We start from the raw sequence: 20,838 nt of genomic DNA, 5'->3' as shown, positions 1-20,838 counted from the left end.
CGGCGTCGACTACCCGGGGGGCCAGTTGAGGCCGCGGCCGCCGAGGACGTGCGCGTGGGCGTGCCAGACGGTCTGCCCGGCACCGGTGCCGGTGTTGAAGACGATGCGGTAGCCGGTGGAGTCGATCTTCTCCTCCGCGGCGACCTCACCGGCCTCGCGCAGCACGTCGGCGGCGATCTCGGGCGCGGCGGCCGCGAGCGCGGCGGCGTCGCGGTGGTGCGCCTTGGGGATCACCAGGACGTGGGTGGGCGCCTGCGGGTTGATGTCGCGGAAGGCGACGGTGGTCTCGGTCTCACGGACGATCGTGGCCGGGACGTCCCCCGACACGATCTTGCAGAACAGACAGTCGTCCTGCGGCTCTCCGGCCATGCTCCGGCCCCTTCTCGAATCGGATCATCTCGAATCGGATCATCACTACGGACGCAGCTTATCCGTGACGATCACGACCAGCGCCCGGTCCTCCCCAGCAGCAGGGCCGTGGCGGCCGTCCCCGCGGTGGAGGTGCGCAGCACGCTGCGCCCCAGCCGGTACGGCCGTGCGCCCGCATCCGCGAAGGCGGTCAGCTCCTCGGGCGACACACCGCCCTCGGGCCCGACCACCAGGACGATCTCGCCGGTCGCGGGCAGGTCGGCGGTGGCCAGCGGCTCGGCGCCCTCCTCGTGCAGGACGGCGGCGAAGTCGGCGGCGGCGAGCAGTTGCGCGACCTGCTTGGTGGAGGCGGCTTCGGCGACGTCCGGGAAGCGCAGGCGGCGGGACTGCTTGCCGGCCTCGCGGGCGGTGGCACGCCACTTGGCGAGGGACTTGGCGCCCCGGTCGCCCTTCCACTGGGTGATGCAGCGGGACGCGGCCCACGGCACGATCGCGTCGACGCCGGTCTCGGTCATGGTCTCGACCGCGAGCTCGCCGCGGTCGCCCTTGGGCAGGGCCTGCACGACGGTGATCCGGGGGCTCGGCCCGGGCTCGGCCCGCACCTCGCGCACGGCCACGTCGAGACGGTCCTTGCCCTCGACGGCGGCGACGGTGCCGTACGCGCCGGTGCCGGCGCCGTCCGTCAGGACGATCTCCTCCCCGACGCGCAGGCGGCGTACGGAGACGGCGTGCCGCCCCTCGGGGCCGTCGAGGGTCACGGTGCTCCCGCCGGTGATCCGGTCCAGGTGCTCGACGACGAAGACGGGCGCGGTCATGCGGCCCCCCGCAGCGCGAGCGTGGCCGCCGCGGCCCGCAGTTCGGTGGTGAGCACCTCGACGAGCTGGGCGGCGGGCAGCTCGCGGGCGAGCCGGTGCCCCTGGCCCGCCCACAGCGCCATGCCCTGCGGGTCGCCCGCGGCCGCCGCGGCCTTCCGCAGGCCGCTGGTGAGGTGGTGCACCTCGGGGTACGCGGCCGGTGCGTACGGCCCGTGTTCCCGCATGAACCGGTTCACCAGTCCGCGCGCGGGCCGCCCCGAGAAGGCCCGGGTCAGCTCAGTGCGCGTGAACAGCGGGTTGGTCATGGCCTGCTTGTGCAGGGTGTGCGCGCCCGACTCGGGGCAGACCAGGAACGCCGTGCCGAGCTGCGCGGCCTGCGCGCCCGCCGCGAGGACGGCCGCGATCTGGCTGCCGCGCATCAGCCCGCCGGCGGCGATCATCGGTATCTGGACGGCCTCGCGGACCTGCGCGATGAGCGCGAGCAGCCCGGTGCCGCACGCGTCCGTCTCCGGATCGTCGCGGTGCGTCCCCTGGTGGCCGCCGGCCTCGACGCCCTGGACGCAGACGGCGTCGGCGCCCGCGTACTGCGCGGCCTGCGCCTCCTCGGGCGAGGTCACGGTCACGACCGTGTACGTCCCGACGCGCGCGAACGCGTCGAGGGTCTCCCGGGTCGGGCAGCCGAAGGTGAACGACACCACCGGCACCGGGTCGTCGAGCAGGATCGCCAGCTTGGCCTCGTAGCCGTCGTCGCGTCCGGCGTCCGGGTCGCCGAGCGGTGTGTCGTACCAGTTGGCCTCCCCGGCCAGCTGGTGCCGGTACACGTCGACGGCGGCGGCGTCGGCGTGCCCGGGCTGCGGCATGAAGAGGTTCACCCCGAAGGCGCCCGAGGTCAGCCCCCGGACCTGTGTGACCTCCTGGTACATGCCGTCGGCCGTTTTGTAGCCGGCGGCGAGGAAACCGAGCGCGCCCGCCTCGGACACGGCGGCGACGAGCTGCGGGCAGGAGGCACCACCCGCCATGGGTGCCTGCACGATCGGGTACCGGCAGAGATCGGTCAGTGCGGAGGACATGCACGCATGGTGTCACGCCACGGGTCCGCCTCCGAATCCCGCCCGCCCCCGGTTCCGCCCCCTGGTCCGCTGGGGTGCCTCCCGGGGCTCGCCCCCTCCGGAACGCCCCGGGACACCCCCGGATCACCGGGCCCGGAACGCAGCCGACCGGGGGCGCAGGCCCCCGGTCAGCACCGATCACCGCTGGATCCACCCGCGGATCACCGACGGCTAGCGTCCGTTGAACGCGTCCTTCAGGCGCGAGAACAGCCCCTGCTGCCCCGGCTGGAACTGACCCGTCGGCCGCTCCTCGCCCCGCAGCTTCGCCAGCTCCCGCAGCAGCCGCTCCTGCTCCGCGTCGAGCTTCGACGGCGTCTGGACCTCGACGTGCACGATGAGGTCGCCGCGTCCGCCGCCCCGCAGGTGGGTGACGCCCCTCCCGTGCAGCGGGATCGACTGGCCCGACTGCGTACCGGGCCGGATGTCGACCTCCTCCATCCCGTCCAGCGTCTCCAGCGGCACCTTGGTACCGAGCGCGCCCGCCGTCATCGGGATGGTCACCGTGCAGTGCAGGTCGTCCCCGCGCCGCTGGAAGACCGCGTGCGGCAGCTCGTGGATCTCGACGTACAGGTCGCCGGCGGGGCCGCCGCCCGGGCCGACCTCGCCCTCGCCCGCGAGCTGGATGCGGGTGCCGTTGTCGACACCGGCCGGGATCTTGACCGTGAGCGTACGGCGGGACCGTACGCGCCCGTCGCCGGCGCACTCCGGGCACGGCGTCGGCACCACGGTGCCGAAGCCCTGGCACTGGGGGCAGGGGCGGGACGTCATGACCTGGCCCAGGAAGGACCGGGTCACCTGGGAGACCTCACCGCGGCCGCGGCACATGTCACAGGTCTGCGCCGACGTACCGGGCGCGGCACCCTCACCGGAACACGTCGTACAGACGACGGCGGTGTCGACCTGGATGTCCTTCGTCGTACCGAAGGCGGCCTCGTTGAGGTCGATCTCCAGCCGGATCATCGCGTCCTGGCCGCGCCGGGTCCGCGAGCGCGGGCCGCGCTGGGACGCCGTACCGAAGAAGGCGTCCATGATGTCGGAGAAGTTGCCGAAGCCGCCGGCGCCGAAGCCGGCGCCCGCTCCCGCGCCGCCGGAGGCGGACAGGGGGTCGCCGCCGAGGTCGTAGACCTGCTTCTTCTGCGGGTCCGACAGCACCTCGTAGGCGGCGTTGATCTCCTTGAACCGCTCCTGCGTCTTCGGATCGGGATTGACGTCCGGGTGCAGCTCGCGCGCGAGCCGCCGGAACGCCTTCTTGATCTCGTCCTGGGACGCGTCGCGGCGTACGCCGAGTACGGCGTAATAGTCCGTGGCCACTACGACTCCGCCAGGATCTGTCCGACGTAACGTGCCACTGCGCGTACCGCTCCCATCGTTCCGGGGTAGTCCATGCGGGTCGGTCCGACCACGCCGAGTTTGGCGACTGCCTCGTCGCCCGAACCGTAGCCGACCGCGACGACGGACGTGGAGTTCAGCCCCTCATGGGCGTTCTCGTGCCCGATGCGTACGGTCATCGCCGAGTCCTTGGCCTCGCCGAGCAGCTTCAGGAGCACCACCTGCTCCTCCAGCGCCTCCAGCACCGGCCGGATCGTCAGCGGGAAGTCGTGCCCGAAGCGCGTCAGATTGGCGGTGCCGCCGATCATCAGCCGCTCCTCGGTCTCCTCCACCAGCGTCTCCAGCAGCGTGGCCAGCACCGTGGAGACGGTCCCGCGGTCCTCCGTCTCGAACGACTCGGGGAGGTCCTGCACCAGCTGCGGCACATCGGTGAAGCGCCGCCCCACGACACGGCTGTTCAGCCGCGCCCGCAGGTCGGCCACGGACTGCTCGCCGAACGGCGCGGGGCAGTCCACCATGCGCTGCTCCACCCGGCCCGTGTCGGTGATCAGCACCAGCATCAGCCGGGCCGGGGCCAGCGACAGCAGCTCCACGTGCCGCACGGTGGAGCGCGTGAGGGACGGGTACTGCACGACCGCGACCTGCCGGGTCAGCTGCGCCAGCAGCCGCACCGTACGGCCGACGACGTCGTCCAGGTCCACCGCGCCGTCCAGGAAGTTCTGGATCGCGCGGCGCTCCGGCGTCGACAGCGGCTTGACGCCGGCGAGCTTGTCGACGAAGAGCCGGTAGCCCTTGTCCGTGGGGATGCGGCCCGCGCTGGTGTGGGGCTGGGCGATGAAGCCCTCCTCCTCCAGCACCGCCATGTCGTTGCGCACGGTGGCCGGCGAGACGCCGAGGTTGTGGCGCTCCGTGAGCGCCTTGGAGCCGACGGGCTCCTCGGTGCCGACGTAGTCCTGGACGATGGCGCGCAGCACCTCGAGTCTGCGTTCGCTGAGCATCGCGCGCACCTCCAGCTGGCTTCGGTTACTCGGTGTCCATTGGCACTCGACGGGTCCGAGTGCCAGGTATCACCCGGCCAGTGTACGGCGCCGGGGTACGCCCCTAGCAAGGGCGGCGGCCACGCTACCGCGCTAGCGTCACGGTATGGACGTCAGCTGGGAGGACTTCGGATGGGAGCGGCTCGCCGACGGTGTGGGCCGTCGGCGGCTGCCCGTCTGGGACGCCACCACCGCCCTGGTGGCCGGTGAGGGCGCGGCTCTGCTCTTCGACACGGGGGCCACGCTCCGCGAGGGGGCGGAGATCCGGGGGCAGGCGCAGAAGCTGCTCGGCGGAGGGCGGAGGGTGACGCATATCGCACTCAGCCATCCCCATTTCGATCATGTGCTGGGTACGGCGGCGTTCGCGGGGGCGGAGGTGTTCGGCGCGGTCGGCGTCGACACGCTGCTGACCCGTGAGCGGGACGATCTGCGGGCGGACGCGGTCCGGCACGGGGTCGCCGCCGCGGAGGCCGTCGAGGCGGTGGACGTGCTGGTCAGGCCGCACCACCTGGTGACCGGCGAGTGGACGCTCGACCTGGGTGGGCGGCAGGTGCTGCTGGCCAACGTGGGGCCGGGTCACACCGGTCACGACCTGGTGCTGCTGGTGCCCGGCGCCCCGGAGGTCGTCTTCTGCGGGGACCTGGTGGAGGAGTCGGGCGACCCCCAGGCGGGCCGGGACGCCATCCCGTCGCGCTGGCCGGCCGCGCTGGACCGGCTCCTGGAGCTGGGCGGGGAGGACGCGCTGTACGTGCCGGGGCACGGCGCGGTGGTCGACGCCGCCTTCGTACGCGCCCAACGCGATGAGCTGGCCCGGCGGTTCGGGGTGTCGTAGCGTCTGCCGAATGCGCAGTTACGACCCTGATCTGACGCCCTCGTGGAAGCGGCCGCCGGCCCCGGTGCCGGAGGTGCCCGCCGAGCCGGATCTGGTGGTGGAGGAGGTGGGGACGGGTTTCTGCGGGGCGGTGATCCGCTGCGAGGCGGGGACGGTGACCCTGGAGGACCGGTTCGGCAAGCACCGGGTGTTCCCGCTGGCGCCGCGCGGGTTCCTGCTGGAGGGCCGCCCGGTCACCCTGGTCCGCCCGTCCTCCGCCGCTCCGGTACGGCCCACCCGTACCGCCTCGGGTTCGATCGCCGTCCCCGGCGCACGCGCGCGGGTGGCCCGCGCGGGGCGCATCTATGTGGAGGGCCGCCACGACGCGGAGCTCGTGGAGCGGGTGTGGGGCGACGACCTGCGCGTCGAGGGCGTGGTCGTCGAGTACCTGGAGGGCGTCGACGACCTGCCCGCGATCGTCCGCGACTTCGCGCCCGGCCCGGACGCCCGCCTCGGGGTCCTGGTGGACCACCTGGTGCCGGGCTCCAAGGAGTCCCGCATCGCGGCACAGGTCACGGACGCCCACACGCTGGTCGTGGGACACCCGTACATCGACATCTGGGAAGCCGTGAAACCGTCGGCGGTGGGCATCCCGGCGTGGCCCGCCGTCCCGCGGGGCCAGGACTGGAAGACGGGCGTGTGCCGCGCCCTGGGCTGGCCGGAGAACACGGGAGCGGCGTGGCGGCACATCCTGTCGCGGGTGCGGGACTGGAAGGACCTGGAGCCGGAGCTGCTGGGGCGGGTGGAGGAGCTGATCGATTTCGTCACGGCGCCGTAGGGCCGCCGGGCCGGGCCGGCGGCCCGGAAGGGCTCAGTCCACCAGGTCCCGCACCACCGCGTCCGCCAGCAGCCGTCCGCGCAGCGTCAGGACGGCACGCCCCTCGGCGTAAGGACCGGGGTCCAGGAGACCGTCCCTTACCGCGCGCTCGGCGGCGAGCAGACCCGCGGGCTTGAGCAGCTCCAGGCCGCAGCCCTCGCGGAGCCGCAGCTCCAGCAGCACCCGCTCGACCCGCCGGTCCTCCTCCGAGAGGACCTCGCGGCCCGCGCCCGGCGACCGCCCGGCGGCCAGTGCGGCGGCGTACGCGCCCGGGTGCTTGACGTTCCACCAGCGCACGCCGCCGACGTGGCTGTGCGCGCCGGGGCCCGCGCCCCACCAGTCGGCGCCGCGCCAGTACAGCTCGTTGTGCAGGCACCGCCCGGCCTCCGAGGTGGCCCAGTTGGACACCTCGTACCAGGCGAAGCCGGCCCCGGACAGGACGTCCTCGGCGATCAGGTACCGGTCGGCGTGGACGTCGTCGTCGGTCATGGGCACCTCGCCGCGCCGGATGCGCCGCGCCAGCTGCGTACCCTCCTCCACGATCAGGGCGTACGCCGAGACGTGGTCGGGGCCCGCGCCGATCGCCGCGTCGAGGGAGGCGCGCCAGTCGTCGTCGCTCTCGCCGGGCGTGCCGTAGATCAGGTCGAGGTTGACGTGGTCGAAGCCCGCCGCCCGCGCCTCCGCGACGCACGCCTCGGGCCGCCCGGGGGTGTGCGTGCGGTCGAGCACCTTCAGGACGTGCTGCCGGGCGCTCTGCATGCCGAAGGAGATCCGGTTGAAGCCGCCCTCCCGCAGCTCCGCGAGGTACGCGGGGCCGACGGACTCCGGGTTGGCCTCGGTCGTGATCTCGGCGTCGTCCGCGAGCCCGAACTCGTCGCGGATGGCGCCGAGCATGCGGACGAGGTCGGCGGCGGCGAGGAGGGTCGGCGTACCGCCGCCGACGAAGACGGTCCGCACGGGGCGGGGGTCGTCGCCCAGCACCTTCCGCGCGAGGCGCACCTCGTCGACGAGGGTCTCGGCGTAGTTGTCGCGCGAGGCGAGCACGCCGCCGGAGCCGCGCAGCTCGGTGGCGGTGTACGTGTTGAAGTCGCAGTAGCCGCAGCGGGTCGCGCAGTAGGGCACGTGCAGATAGAACCCGAGCGGCCGCTCACCGGCCCCGAGCAGGGCGGACGCGGGCAGCGCGCCGTCCTCGGGCATGGGCTCGCCATCGGGCAGTACGGAAGGCATACCGCCCATTGTCCGTCACTCGCGTGGTTCCCCGGCCTGGAGGACGAGGAGGGCGAGATCGTCGGAGACCGGCCCTTCGCCGAAGGTGTGCACGGCCTGCCGGATCCGGTCGGCGACGCCCTGGGCGGTGAGCCCGGCGCAGCCGGCGAGCGTCCGGGCGAGGCCGTCCTCGTCGTCGAACATCCGGCCGGCGCGGGAGCGCCGCTCGGTGACGCCGTCGGTGACGCACAGCAGGGTGTCGCCGGGCGCGAGGTGGAAGGTGTGGGTCTCGTACGCGACGTCGTCGATGACGCCGAGGAGCACCTGCGGCACGGCGACGGGCGACACGGCGCCGTCGGGGCGCAGGAGCAGCGGGAGCGGGTGCCCGGCGCAGGCGAGGGTGCAGCGGGCGCCGCCGCCCTCCTCCGGTGGGAGCGGCGCGAGCTCGCCGTACAGGAGGGACAGGAACCGTGACTGGGTGGGGCTGATCGGCTGGGCGTCGGGGCCCCCGGCGGCGGCGACGACCAGCGCGGCGGCCTCGGCGGCTTCGGTGGCGTCGTCGAGGAGGAGCCGGTTGAGCCGGTCGAGGACCTCGCCGACGCGGTGGCCCTCGCGGGCGAGCAGCCGCAGCCAGGGGCGGGCCAGGCCGGTGACGACGGCGGCCTCGGGGCCGCTGCCCTGGACGTCGCCGAGCATGAAGCACCAGCGGCCCGCCGCCTGGAAGACGTCGTAGAAGTCGCCGCCCGCGAGCCCGTCGTCGCTGGGCTCGTACACGACGTGGCTGGCGACGCCCGGGATCTGGGCGACCTTGCTGGGCAGCAGTCCGCGCTGGAGGACGCGGCTGATGGTGGCCTGGCGCGTGTACCGGCGGGCGGCGCCGATGGCGAGCGCCACGCGGCGCGCGAAGTCCTCGATGAGGGCGGTGACCGCGTCCGGGATGCGGCTGGTGCCGCACCGCCCGATCATCAGGGTGCCGAGCCCGCGGCCGCCCACGACGAGGCACAGGGCGAGCGCGGTGCCGTGGCCGTCGCCCGACGGGTCGGGCCACGGGACGGGCACGGGGGCGGTGTGGGCGGGGCCGGGGAGCTTCGGCGGCTCCATCTGCAGGACCGCGCGCAGCGGCTCGATGGCTGACTCGTCGGCGTGCCAGACGCGCGCGAGGCGGGGCACGGCTGCCGCGCCGCCCTCGCCGCCGTCGCCCTCCAGCCAGAAGGCGCACCAGTCCGCGAGCCTCGGTACCAGCAGCTGTCCGGCGAGCGCGGCGACGAGGTCCTCGTCGAGCTGGCCCGCGAGGAGGTCGGACGCCTCGGCGAGGAAGGTCAGCGCGCCGCTGCCGACCCACTCCTGGTCGTCGCGGACGGCGCGGCGGGGCGCGGGGGCGAGGATCTCGGCGGCGCGCAGGCCGCGCTGGATGGCCGGCTCGGGGCCGGGCACGGGGCAGGTGTTCCAGCCGTCGAGGGGGAGGCGGGCCCAGACGGTCTTGAGGCCGGGGCGGTAGGTGATGCCCCAGCACTCGGCGAGGGCGGCGACGAGCTGGAGCCCGCGGCCGTACTCCTCCGGTCCGCCCTCCTCGTGGGCGGGGTGTTCGTTGCGTACGGTGCGGGCGGGGTGGTGGTCGGAGACTTCGAGGACCAGGGCGGCGGGCTGGTCGGCGTCGGGCTCCTCCAGCCGGAAGAGGAGCTCGACGGTGGTGCCCGCGTGGACGACGGCGTTCGTGACGAGTTCGGCGACGACGAGCACGGCGTCGTCCGCCACGCGGTCGGTGATCGCGGCGGTGGCGGGCAGCGCCAGGCCGGTCCAGTCGGCGAGCGCGGCCCGTACGAAGCGGCGTGCGGCGCCGGGGGCGAGCGGGTTGCCGGGCAGGCTGGTGCGGGCCACGGAGTGGTGGGGCGGCGGCTGCCGGGGTGGCAGATGGTCCTGCGACTCCGCGCACGCCATCGAGGCCATGGACGCCATGGCCTCGATGGGCTGGAGCGGGTCCATGGGCGGGTCCATGGGCGGGTCCATGGGCTCGAGTGCGTCCTTGGGCTCGAGTGCGTCCATGGGCTGGAGCGCCTGCGGCCGCTGTGACCGCTGTGCTGGAAAGGACCCCACGTGCTCTCCTCGTCGGCTCCCGGTTCGGACACCGACAGAGTGACAGATCGAGCTCGCCCATAAGCGCCGAGTCATCGAAGTGGGCGCGGGAAGGACACGAAAAGCGGGTCCCGCCCCCGTGAAGCAAGCCCCCGCGGACGCGGAACCTACCTCTCGGCGGCGCCCAGGGCGGCCCAGGAGTCGAGGAGCAGCTCGACCGCGTCGACGACCACCTCGGCGCTGATCCGGTCGGGGGTCAGGAGCCGCTGGATCAGCAGGCCGTCCTCCAGGGCGTGGGCGATCAGGGCGAGCGAGAACGGGTCCGCGGGCGGGGTGGCGACGCCGCGCCGGACCAGTTCCTGCCGGATGCCTTCCCCGATGGCGCCCCGGGCGAGCTCTTCGCGCTCGGCGAGGGGCCGCCGGAGGTCGGGGTTGCGCACCGCGTGGAGGAGGAGCTCCAGGCGGAGTGTCAGCCAGGAGGGGAGGTGTTCGGCGCGGGCCCTGTTCCAGGCGCGGAGCCGGTCCAGCACCTCGGCGAAGGAGGCGGCGTCGGCGGCCATGGCCTGCACCTCGCGCAGTTCGGCCTGGGTGCGGCGCAGGAGCAGTTCGCGTACGAGCTCGTTCTTGTCGTCGAAATTGCCGTAGAACGCGCCGCGGCTGAAGCCGGCTCGTTCGGCGATCTGCTCGACGGACGTGCCGTTGACGCCGCGTTCGGTGAAGAGCTCGGCCGCGGCCTCCAGCAGGCGGTCCCGCGTCTGCTTCCTGGTCTCCTCGCGCGTCAGGCGCCGCTTGGGGGGTGCCATGCCGTGACCTGCTCTCCCTCGTCGGCCATCCGTCGCCCGTCACCCCTCACCGCTCGCCCTTCGCGCGGGGCGGGAAAACCCGATGGCGCTCTTCATATACAGACCTGTATCCGTATACAGGATTGTATCTCTATGAGCAGCCGAGGAGCCGTCGCATGGATCAGGAACTGTGGCACTGGAACGCCTCCGCGTTGGCGGATGCCGTCGCGGGCGGCGAGGTCCCCGCCGTGGACGTCGTCGAGGCCCATCTCGCACGTATCGACGCGGCCAACCCCGAGGTGAACGCGGTCACCCAGGTCCTCGCCGACAGCGCCCGTGCCGCGGCTCGGGACACCGACCGCCGCCGGGCCGCGGGTGAGCCGCTCGGCCCGCTGGCCGGCGTGCCGTTCACGGTGAAGGAGAACATCCACGTCGCCGGTTCGGCCACGACCTTCGGCGTGCCCCGGTTCCGCGGTCTCGTACCCGCCGAGGACGCGCCGCCGGTGCGCCGGCTGCGCCGGGCCGGGGCGATACCCGTCGGCCGGACCAACCTGCCCGACATGACCGTCGCCGGCATGCACACCGTCAGCACGCTGTACGGCGCCACCCGCAACCCCTGGGACCCGGCCCGGACACCCGGGGGAACCAGCGGGGGCGACGGGGTCGCGGTCGCCACGGGCATGGCGCCGCTCGGGCTCGGCAACGACTCGGGCGGGTCGATCTGCGTTCCGGCGGCGTTCAACGGCGTGGCCGCGCTGAAGCCCTCCTACGGCAGGTTCGCGCTCGACCACCGGATCGGTCCGCAGGACCCGACGCTGTCCTCCCAGTTGTTTCCCGTCGACGCCCCGCTCGCGCGCTCGGTCGCGGACCTGCGGCTGGTGTACGAGGTCCTCGCCGGCGCCGATCCGCAGGACCCGCGCGCGGTGCCGGTCCCGCTCGACGGGCCGCCCCTCGCGCCCGGCCGCCCGGTCCGGGTCGGCGTCGTCACCGACCCGGGCGGGGGTGGCGTCCACCCGCACGTGCGGGCCGGGGTGGAGGCGGCGGCCGCGGCGCTGGAGGACGCCGGGTACGCACTGGAGGAGGTCGAGGTGCCGAGGCTGGACGAGGCCGTCGACGCCTACCACGGGCTGATCTTCACGGAGTTCGCCCTCATGTGGCCGGCGGTGCGGGACCTGCTCACCGAGGACAACCGGCGGCACGTGGAGTACACCCTCCAGGAGCACCCGCCCGTCGACCTCGCGGAGTACCTCCGGCTCACCGGTGTCCGCCTGGGCGTCCAGCGCGACTGGGCCCGGCTCTTCGAGCGGTTCCCGCTCGTGCTGGGGCCGGTGTCGACCGAGCCGGCGCCCTTCCCCGACACCATGCACGGCACTGTGGAGGACAACGCCCGCACGATGGCGGCGCTTCGGTTGTGCAGGGCGAACACGTTCGTCGGTACGCCGTCGGTGACGGTGCCCGTGGGCGTCGCCGACGGGCTGCCGCAGGGCGTGCAGATCATCGGCGGGATGTACCGGGAGGACCTGTGCCTGCGGGCCGCGGCGGCGATCGAGCGGCGGCGGGGGACGTTCACACCGGTCACTCCGGGCACTCCGGGCACTCCGGGCACTCCGGCGACCGATGTCACCGGCATCACCAAAGTCACGGAAGTCACCGGTGTCATGCCCGCCTCGCCGGTCACGCCGGTCACGCCGGTCACGCCTCGACCGTAGCCCGCGCCCGCCGGAGCGGGCCCGGGCCGGCGGGGCGGGTCCGGGCCGGCGGGCGCGGCCCGGGCGAGCGCGTGGGCCGGCCGGTGGGCCCGGCAGCCGCTCACGCCTCCCTGGCGCCCTCGTACATCTCCTCGATCAGGTGCTTGTACTCGCGCTCCACGACCGGCCGCTTCAGCTTGAGGCTCGGCGTGAGCTCGCCGTGCTCGATGTCCAGGTCGCGGGGGAGCAGCCGGAACTTCTTGATGGTCTGCCAGCGCTGCAGCCCCTCGTTGAGCCGGTCCACGTACCCCTGCACGAGCTGGTTCACCTCGGGCCTGGCCACGAGGTCGGCGTACGACGTGCCGCTCAGGCCGTGCTCCTCGGCCCAGCCGAGGAGGGCGGGCTCGTCGAGGGCGATCAGCGCCGTGCAGTAGTTCCGGTCGGCGCCGTGGACGAGGATGTTCGAGACGTACGGGCAGACCGCCTTGAACTGGCCCTCCACCTCGGCGGGCGCGATGTACTTGCCGCCGGACGTCTTGATGAGGTCCTTCTTGCGGTCGGTGATGCGCAGGTAGCCGTCGACCGACAGCTCGCCGATGTCCCCGGTGTGCAGCCAGCCGTCCGGCTCCAGCACCTCCGCGGTCTTCTCCGGCAGCCCGTGGTAGCCCGCCATGATGCCGGGGCCGCGCAGCAGGATCTCGCCGTCGTCGGCGATGCGGACCTCGGTGCCGGGCAGCGGCTTGCCGACCGTACCGGTGCGGTACGCCTCGCCGGGGTTGACGAAGCTGGCGGCGCTGGACTCCGTCAGGCCGTACCCCTCCAGGATGTGGACGCCGGCGCCGGAGAAGAAGTAGCCGATCTCGGGCGCGAGGGCGGCCGAGCCGGAGATGGCGGCGCGCAGCCGGCCGCCGAAGGCGTCGCGGAGCTTGGAGTAGACGAGCGCGTCGGCGACCTTGTGCTTGGCGGTGAGGCCGAAGGGGGCGCTCGCGGTGCCGGTGCGGCGGAAGTTGTCCTGGGTGACCTTGGCGTACTCGCGCGCGACCCCGGCCGCCCAGGTGAAGATCTTGTACTTGGCGCCGCCGCCCGCCCGTGCCTTGGCCGCGACCCCGTTGTAGACCTTCTCGAAGATGCGGGGCACGGCGGCCATGTAAGTGGGCTGGACGACCGGCAGGTTCTCGATGATCTTGTCGACGCGACCGTCGACGGCGGTGACGTGCCCGACCTCGATCTGGCCGGAGGTCAGCACCTTGCCGAAGACGTGCGCGAGCGGCAGCCACAGGTACTGCACGTCGTCCGCCGTGATGAGGCCGGTCGCGGCGATGGCCTTGGCCATGTACGACCAGTTGTCGTGCGGCAGCCGTACGCCCTTGGGACGGCCGGTGGTGCCGGAGGTGTAGATGAGGGTGGCGAGCTGGTCGGCGGTGATCGCGGAGACCCGCTCCTTGACGGCGTCCGGGTGCTTGGCGAGGTACGCCCTGCCGCGCTCTTCGAGCTCGGCGAGGGAGAGGACCCAGCCCTCGGGGTCGGCCTCGTCCGCCTGCACCGCGCCGGCGTCGATGACGACGACGTGGGCGAGGTGGGGCAGGTCGGCGCGCTTGGCGCGGGCCTTGGCGAGCTGGGCGGCGTCCTCGGCGATCAGCACGCGGCTGTCGGAATCGGCGAGGATGTACGCGGACTCGTCGGCGTTGGTCTGCGGGTAGACGGTGGTCGTGGCCGCGCCGGCACACATCACGCCGAGGTCGGCAAGGATCCACTCGACGCGGGTGGCGGAGGCGAGCGCGACGCGCTCCTCCGGCTGGACGCCCAGGTCGACGAGGCCGGCGGCGACGGCGTACACGCGGTCGGCGGCCTGCTGCCAGCTGAGGGACTTCCAGTCGTCGGGGCCCTGTCCGGAGGCCGCGGGGACGGGGTAGCGGTAGGCCTCGGCGTCCGGGGTCTTCGCGACGCGCTCAAGGAAGAGGGACGCCACGGAGGGCGGCCGGTTCTCGATCAGGGTCTTGGTGTCGCTCACGGCGTCCTCCGGGCGGCGGCTTGCGGCAGGGCTGCACGACGGGGTGGTTGTTTAACTGGCGAGTAACCCTCGGGCGGGATCAGGTTAGAGCGCCGTCGTCCGCCATGTAAGGGGCTACGGCCAGGCGCTTGATACCCGGTTCATAACGACTGTGCAGTACCTGTGCGGTCCGTGGGCACGCAAAAGCGCCCGTCCGTGAACCGAACGGGCGCTTTGGCGCACGTACCCGCGCGGGGCTGCCTCTTCGCAGCTCCCGGCTACTTCTTGCTCTTGCCGCCGGCGGACTCGTCGCTCGACAGCACCGCGATGAAGGCCTCCTGCGGCACCTCGACGGAGCCGACCATCTTCATCCGCTTCTTGCCTTCCTTCTGCTTCTCCAGCAGCTTCCGCTTACGGGAGATGTCACCGCCGTAGCACTTGGCGAGGACGTCCTTGCGGATGGCGCGGATCGTCTCGCGGGCGATGACACGGGAGCCGATGGCCGCCTGGATCGGCACCTCGAAGGCCTGCCGCGGGATGAGCTCGCGCAGCTTGGCGACGAGCCGGACGCCGTACGCGTACGCCGCGTCCTTGTGCGTGATGGCGGAGAAGGCGTCGACCTTGTCGCCGTGCAGCAGGATGTCGACCTTGACGAGGCTGGAGGCCTGCTCGCCGGTGGGCTCGTAGTCGAGGGAGGCGTACCCGCGCGTCTTGGACTTCAGCTGGTCGAAGAAGTCGAAGACGATCTCGGCGAGGGGGAGGGTGTAGCGGATCTCGACCCGGTCCTCGGAGAGGTAGTCCATGCCGAGGAGCGTGCCGCGGCGGGTCTGGCACAGCTCCATGATCGAGCCGATGAACTCGCTGGGGGCGAGGATCGTGGCGCGTACGACCGGCTCGTACACCTCGCTGATCTTGCCCTCGGGGAACTCGCTCGGGTTGGTGACCGTGTGCTCGGTGCCGTCCTCCATGAGGACGCGGTAGACCACGTTGGGCGCGGTGGCGATGAGGTCGAGGCCGAACTCGCGCTCCAGCCGCTCGCGGATCACGTCGAGGTGGAGCAGGCCCAGGAAGCCGACGCGGAAGCCGAAGCCGAGCGCGGCGGACGTCTCCGGCTCGTAGACGAGCGCGGCGTCGTTGAGCTGCAGCTTGTCGAGGGCGTCGCGCAGCTCGGGGTAGTCGGAGCCGTCCAGCGGATACAGGCCCGAGAAGACCATCGGCTTCGGGTCCTTGTAACCGCCGAGGGCCTCGGTGGCGCCCTTGTGCAGGGTGGTGATGGTGTCACCGACCTTGGACTGCCGGACGTCCTTCACACCCGTGATCAGGTACCCGACCTCGCCGACGCCGAGCCCGTCCGCCGGGAGCATCTCGGGCGAGTTCGTACCGATCTCCAGCAGCTCGTGGGTCGCGTTGGTGGACATCATGCGGATGCGCTCGCGCTTGTTGAGCTGTCCGTCGATGACACGGACGTACGTCACGACGCCGCGGTACGAGTCGTAGACCGAGTCGAAGATCATCGCGCGGGCGGGGGCGTCGGCGACGCCGACCGGTGCCGGGACGTCCTTGACCACGCGGTCGAGCAGCGCCTCGACGCCGAGACCGGTCTTGGCGGACACCCGCAGGACGTCGTCGGGCTCGCAACCGACCAGGTTCGCCAGCTCCTCGGCGAACTTCTCCGGCTGGGCGGCCGGGAGGTCGATCTTGTTGAGCACCGGGACGATGGTGAGGTCGTTCTCCATCGCCAGGTAGAGGTTGGCGAGGGTCTGCGCCTCGATGCCCTGGGCGGCGTCGACGAGCAGGATGGTGCCCTCGCAGGCGGCCAGGGACCGCGACACCTCGTACGTGAAGTCGACGTGGCCGGGGGTGTCGATCATGTTGAGGATGTGGGTGTTGCCCTGACCGGGGCCCGTGGTCGGGGCCCACGGCAGACGCACAGCCTGGGACTTGATCGTGATGCCGCGCTCGCGCTCGATGTCCATGCGGTCGAGGTACTGAGCGCGCATCTGCCGCTGCTCGACCACACCGGTCAGCTGGAGCATCCGGTCGGCGAGGGTCGACTTGCCGTGGTCGATGTGCGCGATGATGCAGAAGTTGCGGATCAGCGCCGGGTCGGTACGGCTCGGCTCGGGCACGTGGGTAGGGGTCGCGGGCACGCAGGGTCCTGATTCTCGAGACGCTGGCGTCTCTGCTCGGGTCGACGTCGGATCGATACGTAGGTTCCATGGTCCCACGGACGGGGACGGGCGCTCGGTTTGGGCCGCTCGCAGCGCGACTGGTACCGTGGGCAGCTGTGTCTCATAGCCCTCTCAGCATTGAGGCACTCCTCTAAGAAATCCTTACGAACCTGAAAAGGCTCTTTCGTGGCGAACATCAAGTCCCAGATCAAGCGGAACAAGACGAACGAGAAGGCGCGCCTGCGCAACAAGGCCGTCAAGTCGTCGCTCAAGACCGCGATCCGCAAGGCCCGTGAGGCTGCCGCCGCGGGTGACGTCGAGAAGGCCACCGTGGCCGCTCGCGAGGCCGCCCGCAAGCTCGACAAGGCCGTCTCGAAGGGTGTCATCCACAAGAACGCCGCCGCCAACAAGAAGTCGGCGCTGGCTGCCAAGGTGTCCTCCCTCCAGGGCTGAGCCTTCTGCTCTTGATCCATCCTGATTCACCCTGATCCCACGGGATCAGCCGCCGGAAGGGACCCAAGCGGGCCCTCTCATCCGCTCCCGACCGGCACCCCGGGACCGTACGCGGCCTGCGTTCGCCACGCGGGTACGGACCCAGCATCGTGATCCGAAGGCCCCGGCCTCGGTCCTTCCCCAGGACCGCGGCCGGGGCCTTCGGCGTACCGGAGGAGGCGGGCGAGGCCGTCCGGCACGCACGACAGTCTCAGGAGCCGCGCGGCGCCACCAGGCCGGTTTCGTAGGCGAGGACCACGAGCTGGGCCCGGTCACGGGCGTGAAGCTTGGCCATGGCGCGGTTGATGTGGGTTTTCGCCGTCATGGGGCTGATCACCATGCGGCCCGCGATCTCGTCGTTGGACAGGCCCTGCGCGACCAGGGCGACGGCCTCCCGCTCCCGGCCGGTCAGCTCTTCCAGGCCCCGCACGGTGTTGGCGGGGTGCGGCTGGGTGACGTACCGGTTGATGAGCTTGCGCGTGATGGACGGGGCCAGCAGGGCGTCGCCGCGCGCCGCGACCCGGACGGCGTGCAGAAAGTCCTCCGGCAGGACGTCCTTGACGAGGAACCCGGCGGCGCCGGCGCGCAGTGCGTCGAAGACATATTCGTCCAGGCCGTAGTTGGTCAGGATGACGACGTGCACCTGGGAGAGAGCCGGGTCGGCGGCGATGCGCCGGGTGGCCTCGATGCCGTCGACGACCGGCATCCGGATGTCGATGAGCGCGACGTCAGGCAGGTGCTTCCCGGCCAGCTCCACACCCTCCCGCCCGTCGGCGGCCTCGGCCACCACCTCGATGTCGTCCTCGAGGTCGAGGAGTGCGCGGAAGCCGCTGCGGATGAGCGGCTGGTCGTCGATGAGGAGGACTCGGATCATGACGTCTTCTCCACGGGGAGTTCGGCCTGGACGGTGAAGCCGCCGTCGCCGCGCGGTTCCGCGCGCAGGCGGCCGCCGAGGGCGGTGACGCGTTCCCGCATGCCGAGCAGGCCGAGACCGGGGGTGGGGGCGGTGTCCGGTGTCGCTCGGCCGTCGTCATCGACGCGTATGGCGAGGATGTCCGGTCGGCAGTCGATCCGCACCGACGCCGTGGCGGCGTCCGCGTGACGGGCGATGTTGGTGAGCGACTCTTGGACGATCCGGTAGACGGTGCGGTCCACCGCCGTCGGCACGCGCACGCCGTCCCGTCGCCCCTCGATCGTCAGCGTCGCGTCCAGGCCGATGGCACGAGCCCGCTCCACCAGTTCCGGTACGTCGTCGAGCCCACGCGGCGGGGCCGTGTCGTCGTCGCGCAGCGCCTCCAGAGTCGCCCGCAACTCCCTGGCCGCCTCGCGTCCGGCTTCCTGGATTGCCAGCAGGGCGGGCGGTACGTCCTCGCCGCGCCTGCGGGCCACGTGTACGGCGACCTCGGCCTGCACCTTGATGACCGAGATCTGGTGGGTGAGCGAGTCATGCAGCTCGCGCGCGATACGCAGCCGTTCCTCGTCGGCGCGGCGCCGCGCGGTCTCCTCCCGCGTGCGCTCGGCCTCGTCCGCCCGCCGCTCGGCCTGCCGCAGCGCCTCACCCGCGGCGCCGGCCGCGACAAGCCAGGCGATTTCGAGGGCGCCTCGGGCCTGCGCGAACGCCTGGCCCGTGTCGTGCAGGCCCGAGGCCAGGGCAGCGAGCGGGAGGAGGGCGAGCAAGGCCACGCTGTTCACCACCGTGACGGTCCGGTGTCCCGCCCGCACGGCCGCGTATACGGCGAACAGGTACCCGACGGCGGGCACATCGAAGCCTGCCGCCTGGTAGCCCGCCGCGCACAGCCCGGTGACGGCCAGGACGGCGACCGGTGCCCGGCGGCGTACGGCAAGGGCCAGCCCGCCGACCGCCAGCAGGGCGTACCCGAGTACGTCAACGGTCACGGCGGAACGCTGCCCGGCCGGCCCGGTGATGCCGGAGAGCCCGGTCGTCAGCAGTGCCGCCGCCACGCCGACGGCGATGCCCCAGTCTCCTACGCGGGCCCGGACACCGGGCTCACCAGCACTCATGCGCGCACCCTAGCCGTCCGCCGGCTACGGGCGAGTCGGCCCTGCGGACCAGCGGCCACTACCGCACGCGCGGTACTTCCGCGCCTGCTGCGGCGCCTGCGGCAGCCGGACACGGCGTCGGCGGCAGTGCGAATTGCCTGCGCGGGGCGGACGACCGGGGACGGGGCGAGCGGGGATGCTCGGGTGACACCGGTCGCAGGAAGAGAAGGAGCACCTCGATGTCCGTTCGTCGCTTGCTTACCGCCACCCCGCTTCCCCCGCTCGCGGGCACCGTGCTCGCGGCCACCGTGCTCATGGGCACCGTGCTCACGACACCGGCGGCCGCGCATTCCTCGGCCCAGTTGGTGGTGGCCGCCGATGTCCACGACTTCGGCCTCGGGCGACTCGGAGCCACCACGGGAGCCCTGCTGGGGCTGGCCGGCCTGGTGATCGCCTGGCTGACCCTGGCCCGCCCCGCCGGGCGTCTCGGCACTGCCGGCGGACCGGTCGGGGCCGTGGTGGCCATGGTGGCGGGGCTGATCGGCATGACCCTCGGTGGGCTGGTCGCGGCCTCGTCCGACGGCGGCCTCGGCACCGGCAACGGGCTGGGCGGGGCCTACGTGGCCATGCTGGTGGGTTTGACCGGCACGGCCCTCGGTGCGCTGGCCCTGGCCCGTACCCGGCGCAGCGGCTGACCCCTACGGCTGCCGACAGCCGGGGGAGGCGGCCTCAACCGCGACGGGAGCGGGCCGCGCGGGCGATGGCGACGACCGCTTTCTCCAGGGCGTACTCCGGGTCGTCCCCGCCGCCCTTGACCCCCGCGTCCGCCTCCGCGATCGCTCGGAGCGCCACGGCCACGCCGTCCGGCGTCCAGCCGCGCATCTGCTGCCGCACGCGGTCGATCTTCCAGGGCGGCATGCCGAGCTCGCGGGCGAGGTCGGCGGGGCGGCCGCCCCGCGCCGAGGACAGCTTGCCGATGGCGCGCACGCCCTGCGCCAGGGCGCTGGTGATCAGCACGGGCGCGACACCCGTCGCGAGCGACCAGCGCAGGGCCTCCAGGGCCTCGGCCGCCCGGCCCTCCACCGCCCGGTCGGCGACGTTGAAGCTGGAGGCCTCCGCACGGCCGGTGTAGTACCGGCCGACGACCGCCTCGTCGATCGTGCCCTCGACGTCCGCGGTGAGCTGCGACACCGCGGAGGCGAGCTCCCGCAGGTCGCTGCCGATCGCGTCGACGAGCGCCTGGCACGCCTCGGGCGTCGCCGACCTGCCCAGCGCGCGGAACTCGCCGCGCACGAACGTCAGACGCTCCGCGGGCTTGGTGGTCTTCGGGCAGGCGACCTCGCGTGCCCCTGCCTTGCGTGCCGCGTCGAGCAGGCCCTTGCCCTTGGCGCCGCCGGCGTGGACCAGAACGAGGGTGATGTCCTCCTCGACGGGCACCCCGAGGTAGGTCTTGACGTCCTTGACCGACTCGGCGGAGAGGTCGTGCGCGTTCCGCACGATCAGCACCTTGCGCTCGGCGAAGAGCGACGGGCTCGTCAGCTCGGCGAGCATGCCCGGCTGCAGCTGGTCGGCGGTGAGGTCGCGGACGTCCGTGTCGGCGTCGGCGGCGCGGGCGGCCGCCACCACCTGCTGCACCGCGCGGTCCAGGAGCAGCTCCTCCTGGCCCACGGCCAGGGTGACGGGGGCGAGGGGGTCGTCGGTCGCGTTCTTTCTGGTGGCCATCGCGAACCAGGATCGCACGCGCCACCGACAACCCGTCCCCGCCCGGCCCCTCCCGCGGCCGCGCCTACGGCTTCCTCTGCAGCTCCGTCTCCGAGACCCTCAACAGCTCTGTCTACGGCTCCTCGCGCCAGCCGTCCCACTCCGCCGCGAACTCGTCCAGCTCGGCCGCGGCGAGCCGGGCCTCCGGGTCCTCGACGACCACCAGCCACTGCGCGTCCTCGGCGTCGTCCTCGCCGGCCAGCGCGTCCCGTACCAACTGCGGCTCCTCGTCAAGCCCGAACCGGTCGCCGAGGGCCTCGGCCACCTCCTCCGCGGCATCCCGGTCGGGCAGCACCAGCACATGTCTCACATCGTTCACAGGACCAT

General features: G+C 72.8%; 19 protein-coding genes. 5 read left to right on the top strand and 14 right to left on the bottom strand.

Going from position 1 to position 20,838, the window contains the following annotated elements; all coding sequences use genetic code 11:
- Positions 1-9: 9 nt before the first annotated feature.
- From AC07FJ_RS01300 to hrcA, 5 genes are all read right to left on the bottom strand, one after another.
- A complete protein-coding gene (locus tag AC07FJ_RS01300; protein WP_361413659.1) occupies positions 10-369 on the bottom strand; it encodes a histidine triad nucleotide-binding protein in 360 nt (119 codons plus the stop codon).
- A gap of 71 nt (positions 370-440) precedes the next feature.
- Positions 441-1,184, bottom strand: coding sequence for a 16S rRNA (uracil(1498)-N(3))-methyltransferase (locus AC07FJ_RS01295; protein ID WP_479044035.1), 744 nt, complete (start codon positions 1,182-1,184; stop codon positions 441-443).
- A complete protein-coding gene (locus AC07FJ_RS01290; RefSeq protein WP_479044033.1) occupies positions 1,181-2,254 on the bottom strand; it encodes a nitronate monooxygenase in 1,074 nt (357 codons plus the stop codon). The genes AC07FJ_RS01295 and AC07FJ_RS01290 overlap by 4 nt, the downstream gene beginning before the upstream one ends.
- Positions 2,255-2,464: 210 nt before the next feature.
- A complete protein-coding gene (dnaJ, locus tag AC07FJ_RS01285) occupies positions 2,465-3,604 on the bottom strand; it encodes a molecular chaperone DnaJ (RefSeq protein ID WP_355355927.1) in 1,140 nt (379 codons plus the stop codon).
- Positions 3,604-4,620, bottom strand: a complete 1,017-nt coding sequence (hrcA, locus tag AC07FJ_RS01280) for a heat-inducible transcriptional repressor HrcA (RefSeq protein ID WP_361413647.1) — start codon at positions 4,618-4,620, stop codon at positions 3,604-3,606. The genes dnaJ and hrcA overlap by 1 nt, the downstream gene beginning before the upstream one ends.
- 145 nt (positions 4,621-4,765) lie before the next feature.
- Here hrcA and AC07FJ_RS01275 point away from each other — a divergent pair, with 145 nt between their 5' ends.
- Together AC07FJ_RS01275 and AC07FJ_RS01270 are read left to right on the top strand one after the other, a co-directional pair.
- A complete protein-coding gene (locus AC07FJ_RS01275) occupies positions 4,766-5,491 on the top strand; it encodes an MBL fold metallo-hydrolase (RefSeq protein ID WP_479044031.1) in 726 nt (241 codons plus the stop codon).
- Between the two features lie 10 nt (positions 5,492-5,501).
- Positions 5,502-6,308: a DUF3097 domain-containing protein gene (locus tag AC07FJ_RS01270; protein ID WP_361413642.1), complete on the top strand. Its 807-nt coding sequence runs from the start codon at positions 5,502-5,504 to the stop codon at positions 6,306-6,308.
- Positions 6,309-6,341: 33 nt separating this feature from the next.
- On the opposite strand, the gene hemW is transcribed toward AC07FJ_RS01270, so the two are convergent.
- The 3 genes from hemW to AC07FJ_RS01255 all read right to left on the bottom strand — a co-directional run bounded on the left by hemW (position 6,342) and on the right by AC07FJ_RS01255 (position 10,429).
- Positions 6,342-7,574, bottom strand: a complete 1,233-nt coding sequence (hemW, locus tag AC07FJ_RS01265; protein WP_479044030.1) for a radical SAM family heme chaperone HemW — start codon at positions 7,572-7,574, stop codon at positions 6,342-6,344.
- Positions 7,575-7,589: 15 nt separating this feature from the next.
- On the bottom strand, positions 7,590-9,491 hold the full coding sequence (locus tag AC07FJ_RS01260) for a SpoIIE family protein phosphatase (protein ID WP_479045218.1): 1,902 nt from the start codon (positions 9,489-9,491) through the stop codon (positions 7,590-7,592).
- A 302-nt stretch (positions 9,492-9,793) separates the two neighbouring features.
- Positions 9,794-10,429 (bottom strand): TetR/AcrR family transcriptional regulator, encoded by a 636-nt coding sequence (locus tag AC07FJ_RS01255; RefSeq protein WP_479044027.1) that lies wholly within the window; start codon positions 10,427-10,429, stop codon positions 9,794-9,796.
- Between the two features lie 155 nt (positions 10,430-10,584).
- Between AC07FJ_RS01255 and AC07FJ_RS01250 the strand changes: the two genes are divergently transcribed.
- Positions 10,585-12,117 carry an amidase gene (locus tag AC07FJ_RS01250; RefSeq protein WP_479044026.1) on the top strand — a complete coding sequence of 511 codons (1,533 nt, stop codon included), beginning with the start codon at positions 10,585-10,587 and terminating at the stop codon, positions 12,115-12,117.
- 100 nt (positions 12,118-12,217) lie between these two features.
- Here AC07FJ_RS01250 and AC07FJ_RS01245 read toward each other — a convergent pair whose 3' ends face one another.
- Together AC07FJ_RS01245 and lepA are read right to left on the bottom strand one after the other, a co-directional pair.
- Positions 12,218-14,107 carry an AMP-dependent synthetase/ligase gene (locus AC07FJ_RS01245; protein WP_479044024.1) on the bottom strand — a complete coding sequence of 630 codons (1,890 nt, stop codon included), beginning with the start codon at positions 14,105-14,107 and terminating at the stop codon, positions 12,218-12,220.
- Positions 14,108-14,364: 257 nt separating this feature from the next.
- Positions 14,365-16,236: a translation elongation factor 4 gene (gene lepA, locus AC07FJ_RS01240; protein ID WP_479044022.1), complete on the bottom strand. Its 1,872-nt coding sequence runs from the start codon at positions 16,234-16,236 to the stop codon at positions 14,365-14,367.
- 207 nt (positions 16,237-16,443) lie between these two features.
- Between lepA and rpsT the strand changes: the two genes are divergently transcribed.
- Entirely contained in the window at positions 16,444-16,710 is a 267-nt protein-coding gene (gene rpsT / locus AC07FJ_RS01235; RefSeq protein WP_479044020.1) for a 30S ribosomal protein S20, read from the top strand.
- 250 nt (positions 16,711-16,960) lie between these two features.
- Here the strand turns inward: rpsT and AC07FJ_RS01230 are convergent, their stop codons facing one another.
- Both AC07FJ_RS01230 and AC07FJ_RS01225 read right to left on the bottom strand, forming a co-directional pair.
- A complete protein-coding gene (locus AC07FJ_RS01230; RefSeq protein ID WP_479044018.1) occupies positions 16,961-17,623 on the bottom strand; it encodes a response regulator in 663 nt (220 codons plus the stop codon).
- Complete coding sequence (locus tag AC07FJ_RS01225) at positions 17,620-18,771, bottom strand: sensor histidine kinase (RefSeq protein ID WP_479044015.1); 1,152 nt, start codon at positions 18,769-18,771, stop codon at positions 17,620-17,622. The genes AC07FJ_RS01230 and AC07FJ_RS01225 overlap by 4 nt, the downstream gene beginning before the upstream one ends.
- 218 nt (positions 18,772-18,989) lie before the next feature.
- On the opposite strand from AC07FJ_RS01225, the gene AC07FJ_RS01220 reads away from it, so the two are divergent.
- Positions 18,990-19,445 (top strand): DUF6223 family protein, encoded by a 456-nt coding sequence (locus AC07FJ_RS01220; RefSeq protein ID WP_479044013.1) that lies wholly within the window; start codon positions 18,990-18,992, stop codon positions 19,443-19,445.
- A 34-nt stretch (positions 19,446-19,479) separates the two neighbouring features.
- Here the strand turns inward: AC07FJ_RS01220 and holA are convergent, their stop codons facing one another.
- Together holA and AC07FJ_RS01210 are read right to left on the bottom strand one after the other, a co-directional pair.
- Positions 19,480-20,472 (bottom strand): DNA polymerase III subunit delta, encoded by a 993-nt coding sequence (gene holA, locus AC07FJ_RS01215; RefSeq protein WP_479044011.1) that lies wholly within the window; start codon positions 20,470-20,472, stop codon positions 19,480-19,482.
- A 112-nt stretch (positions 20,473-20,584) separates the two neighbouring features.
- Positions 20,585-20,830 (bottom strand): hypothetical protein, encoded by a 246-nt coding sequence (locus AC07FJ_RS01210; RefSeq protein WP_361413614.1) that lies wholly within the window; start codon positions 20,828-20,830, stop codon positions 20,585-20,587.
- Positions 20,831-20,838 lie beyond the last annotated feature (8 nt).

The organism is Streptomyces sp. NPDC045998 (assembly GCF_056430285.1).
Note: the sequence above shows the minus strand (reverse complement) of the source record. Positions and strands in the feature narration are given on the sequence as shown.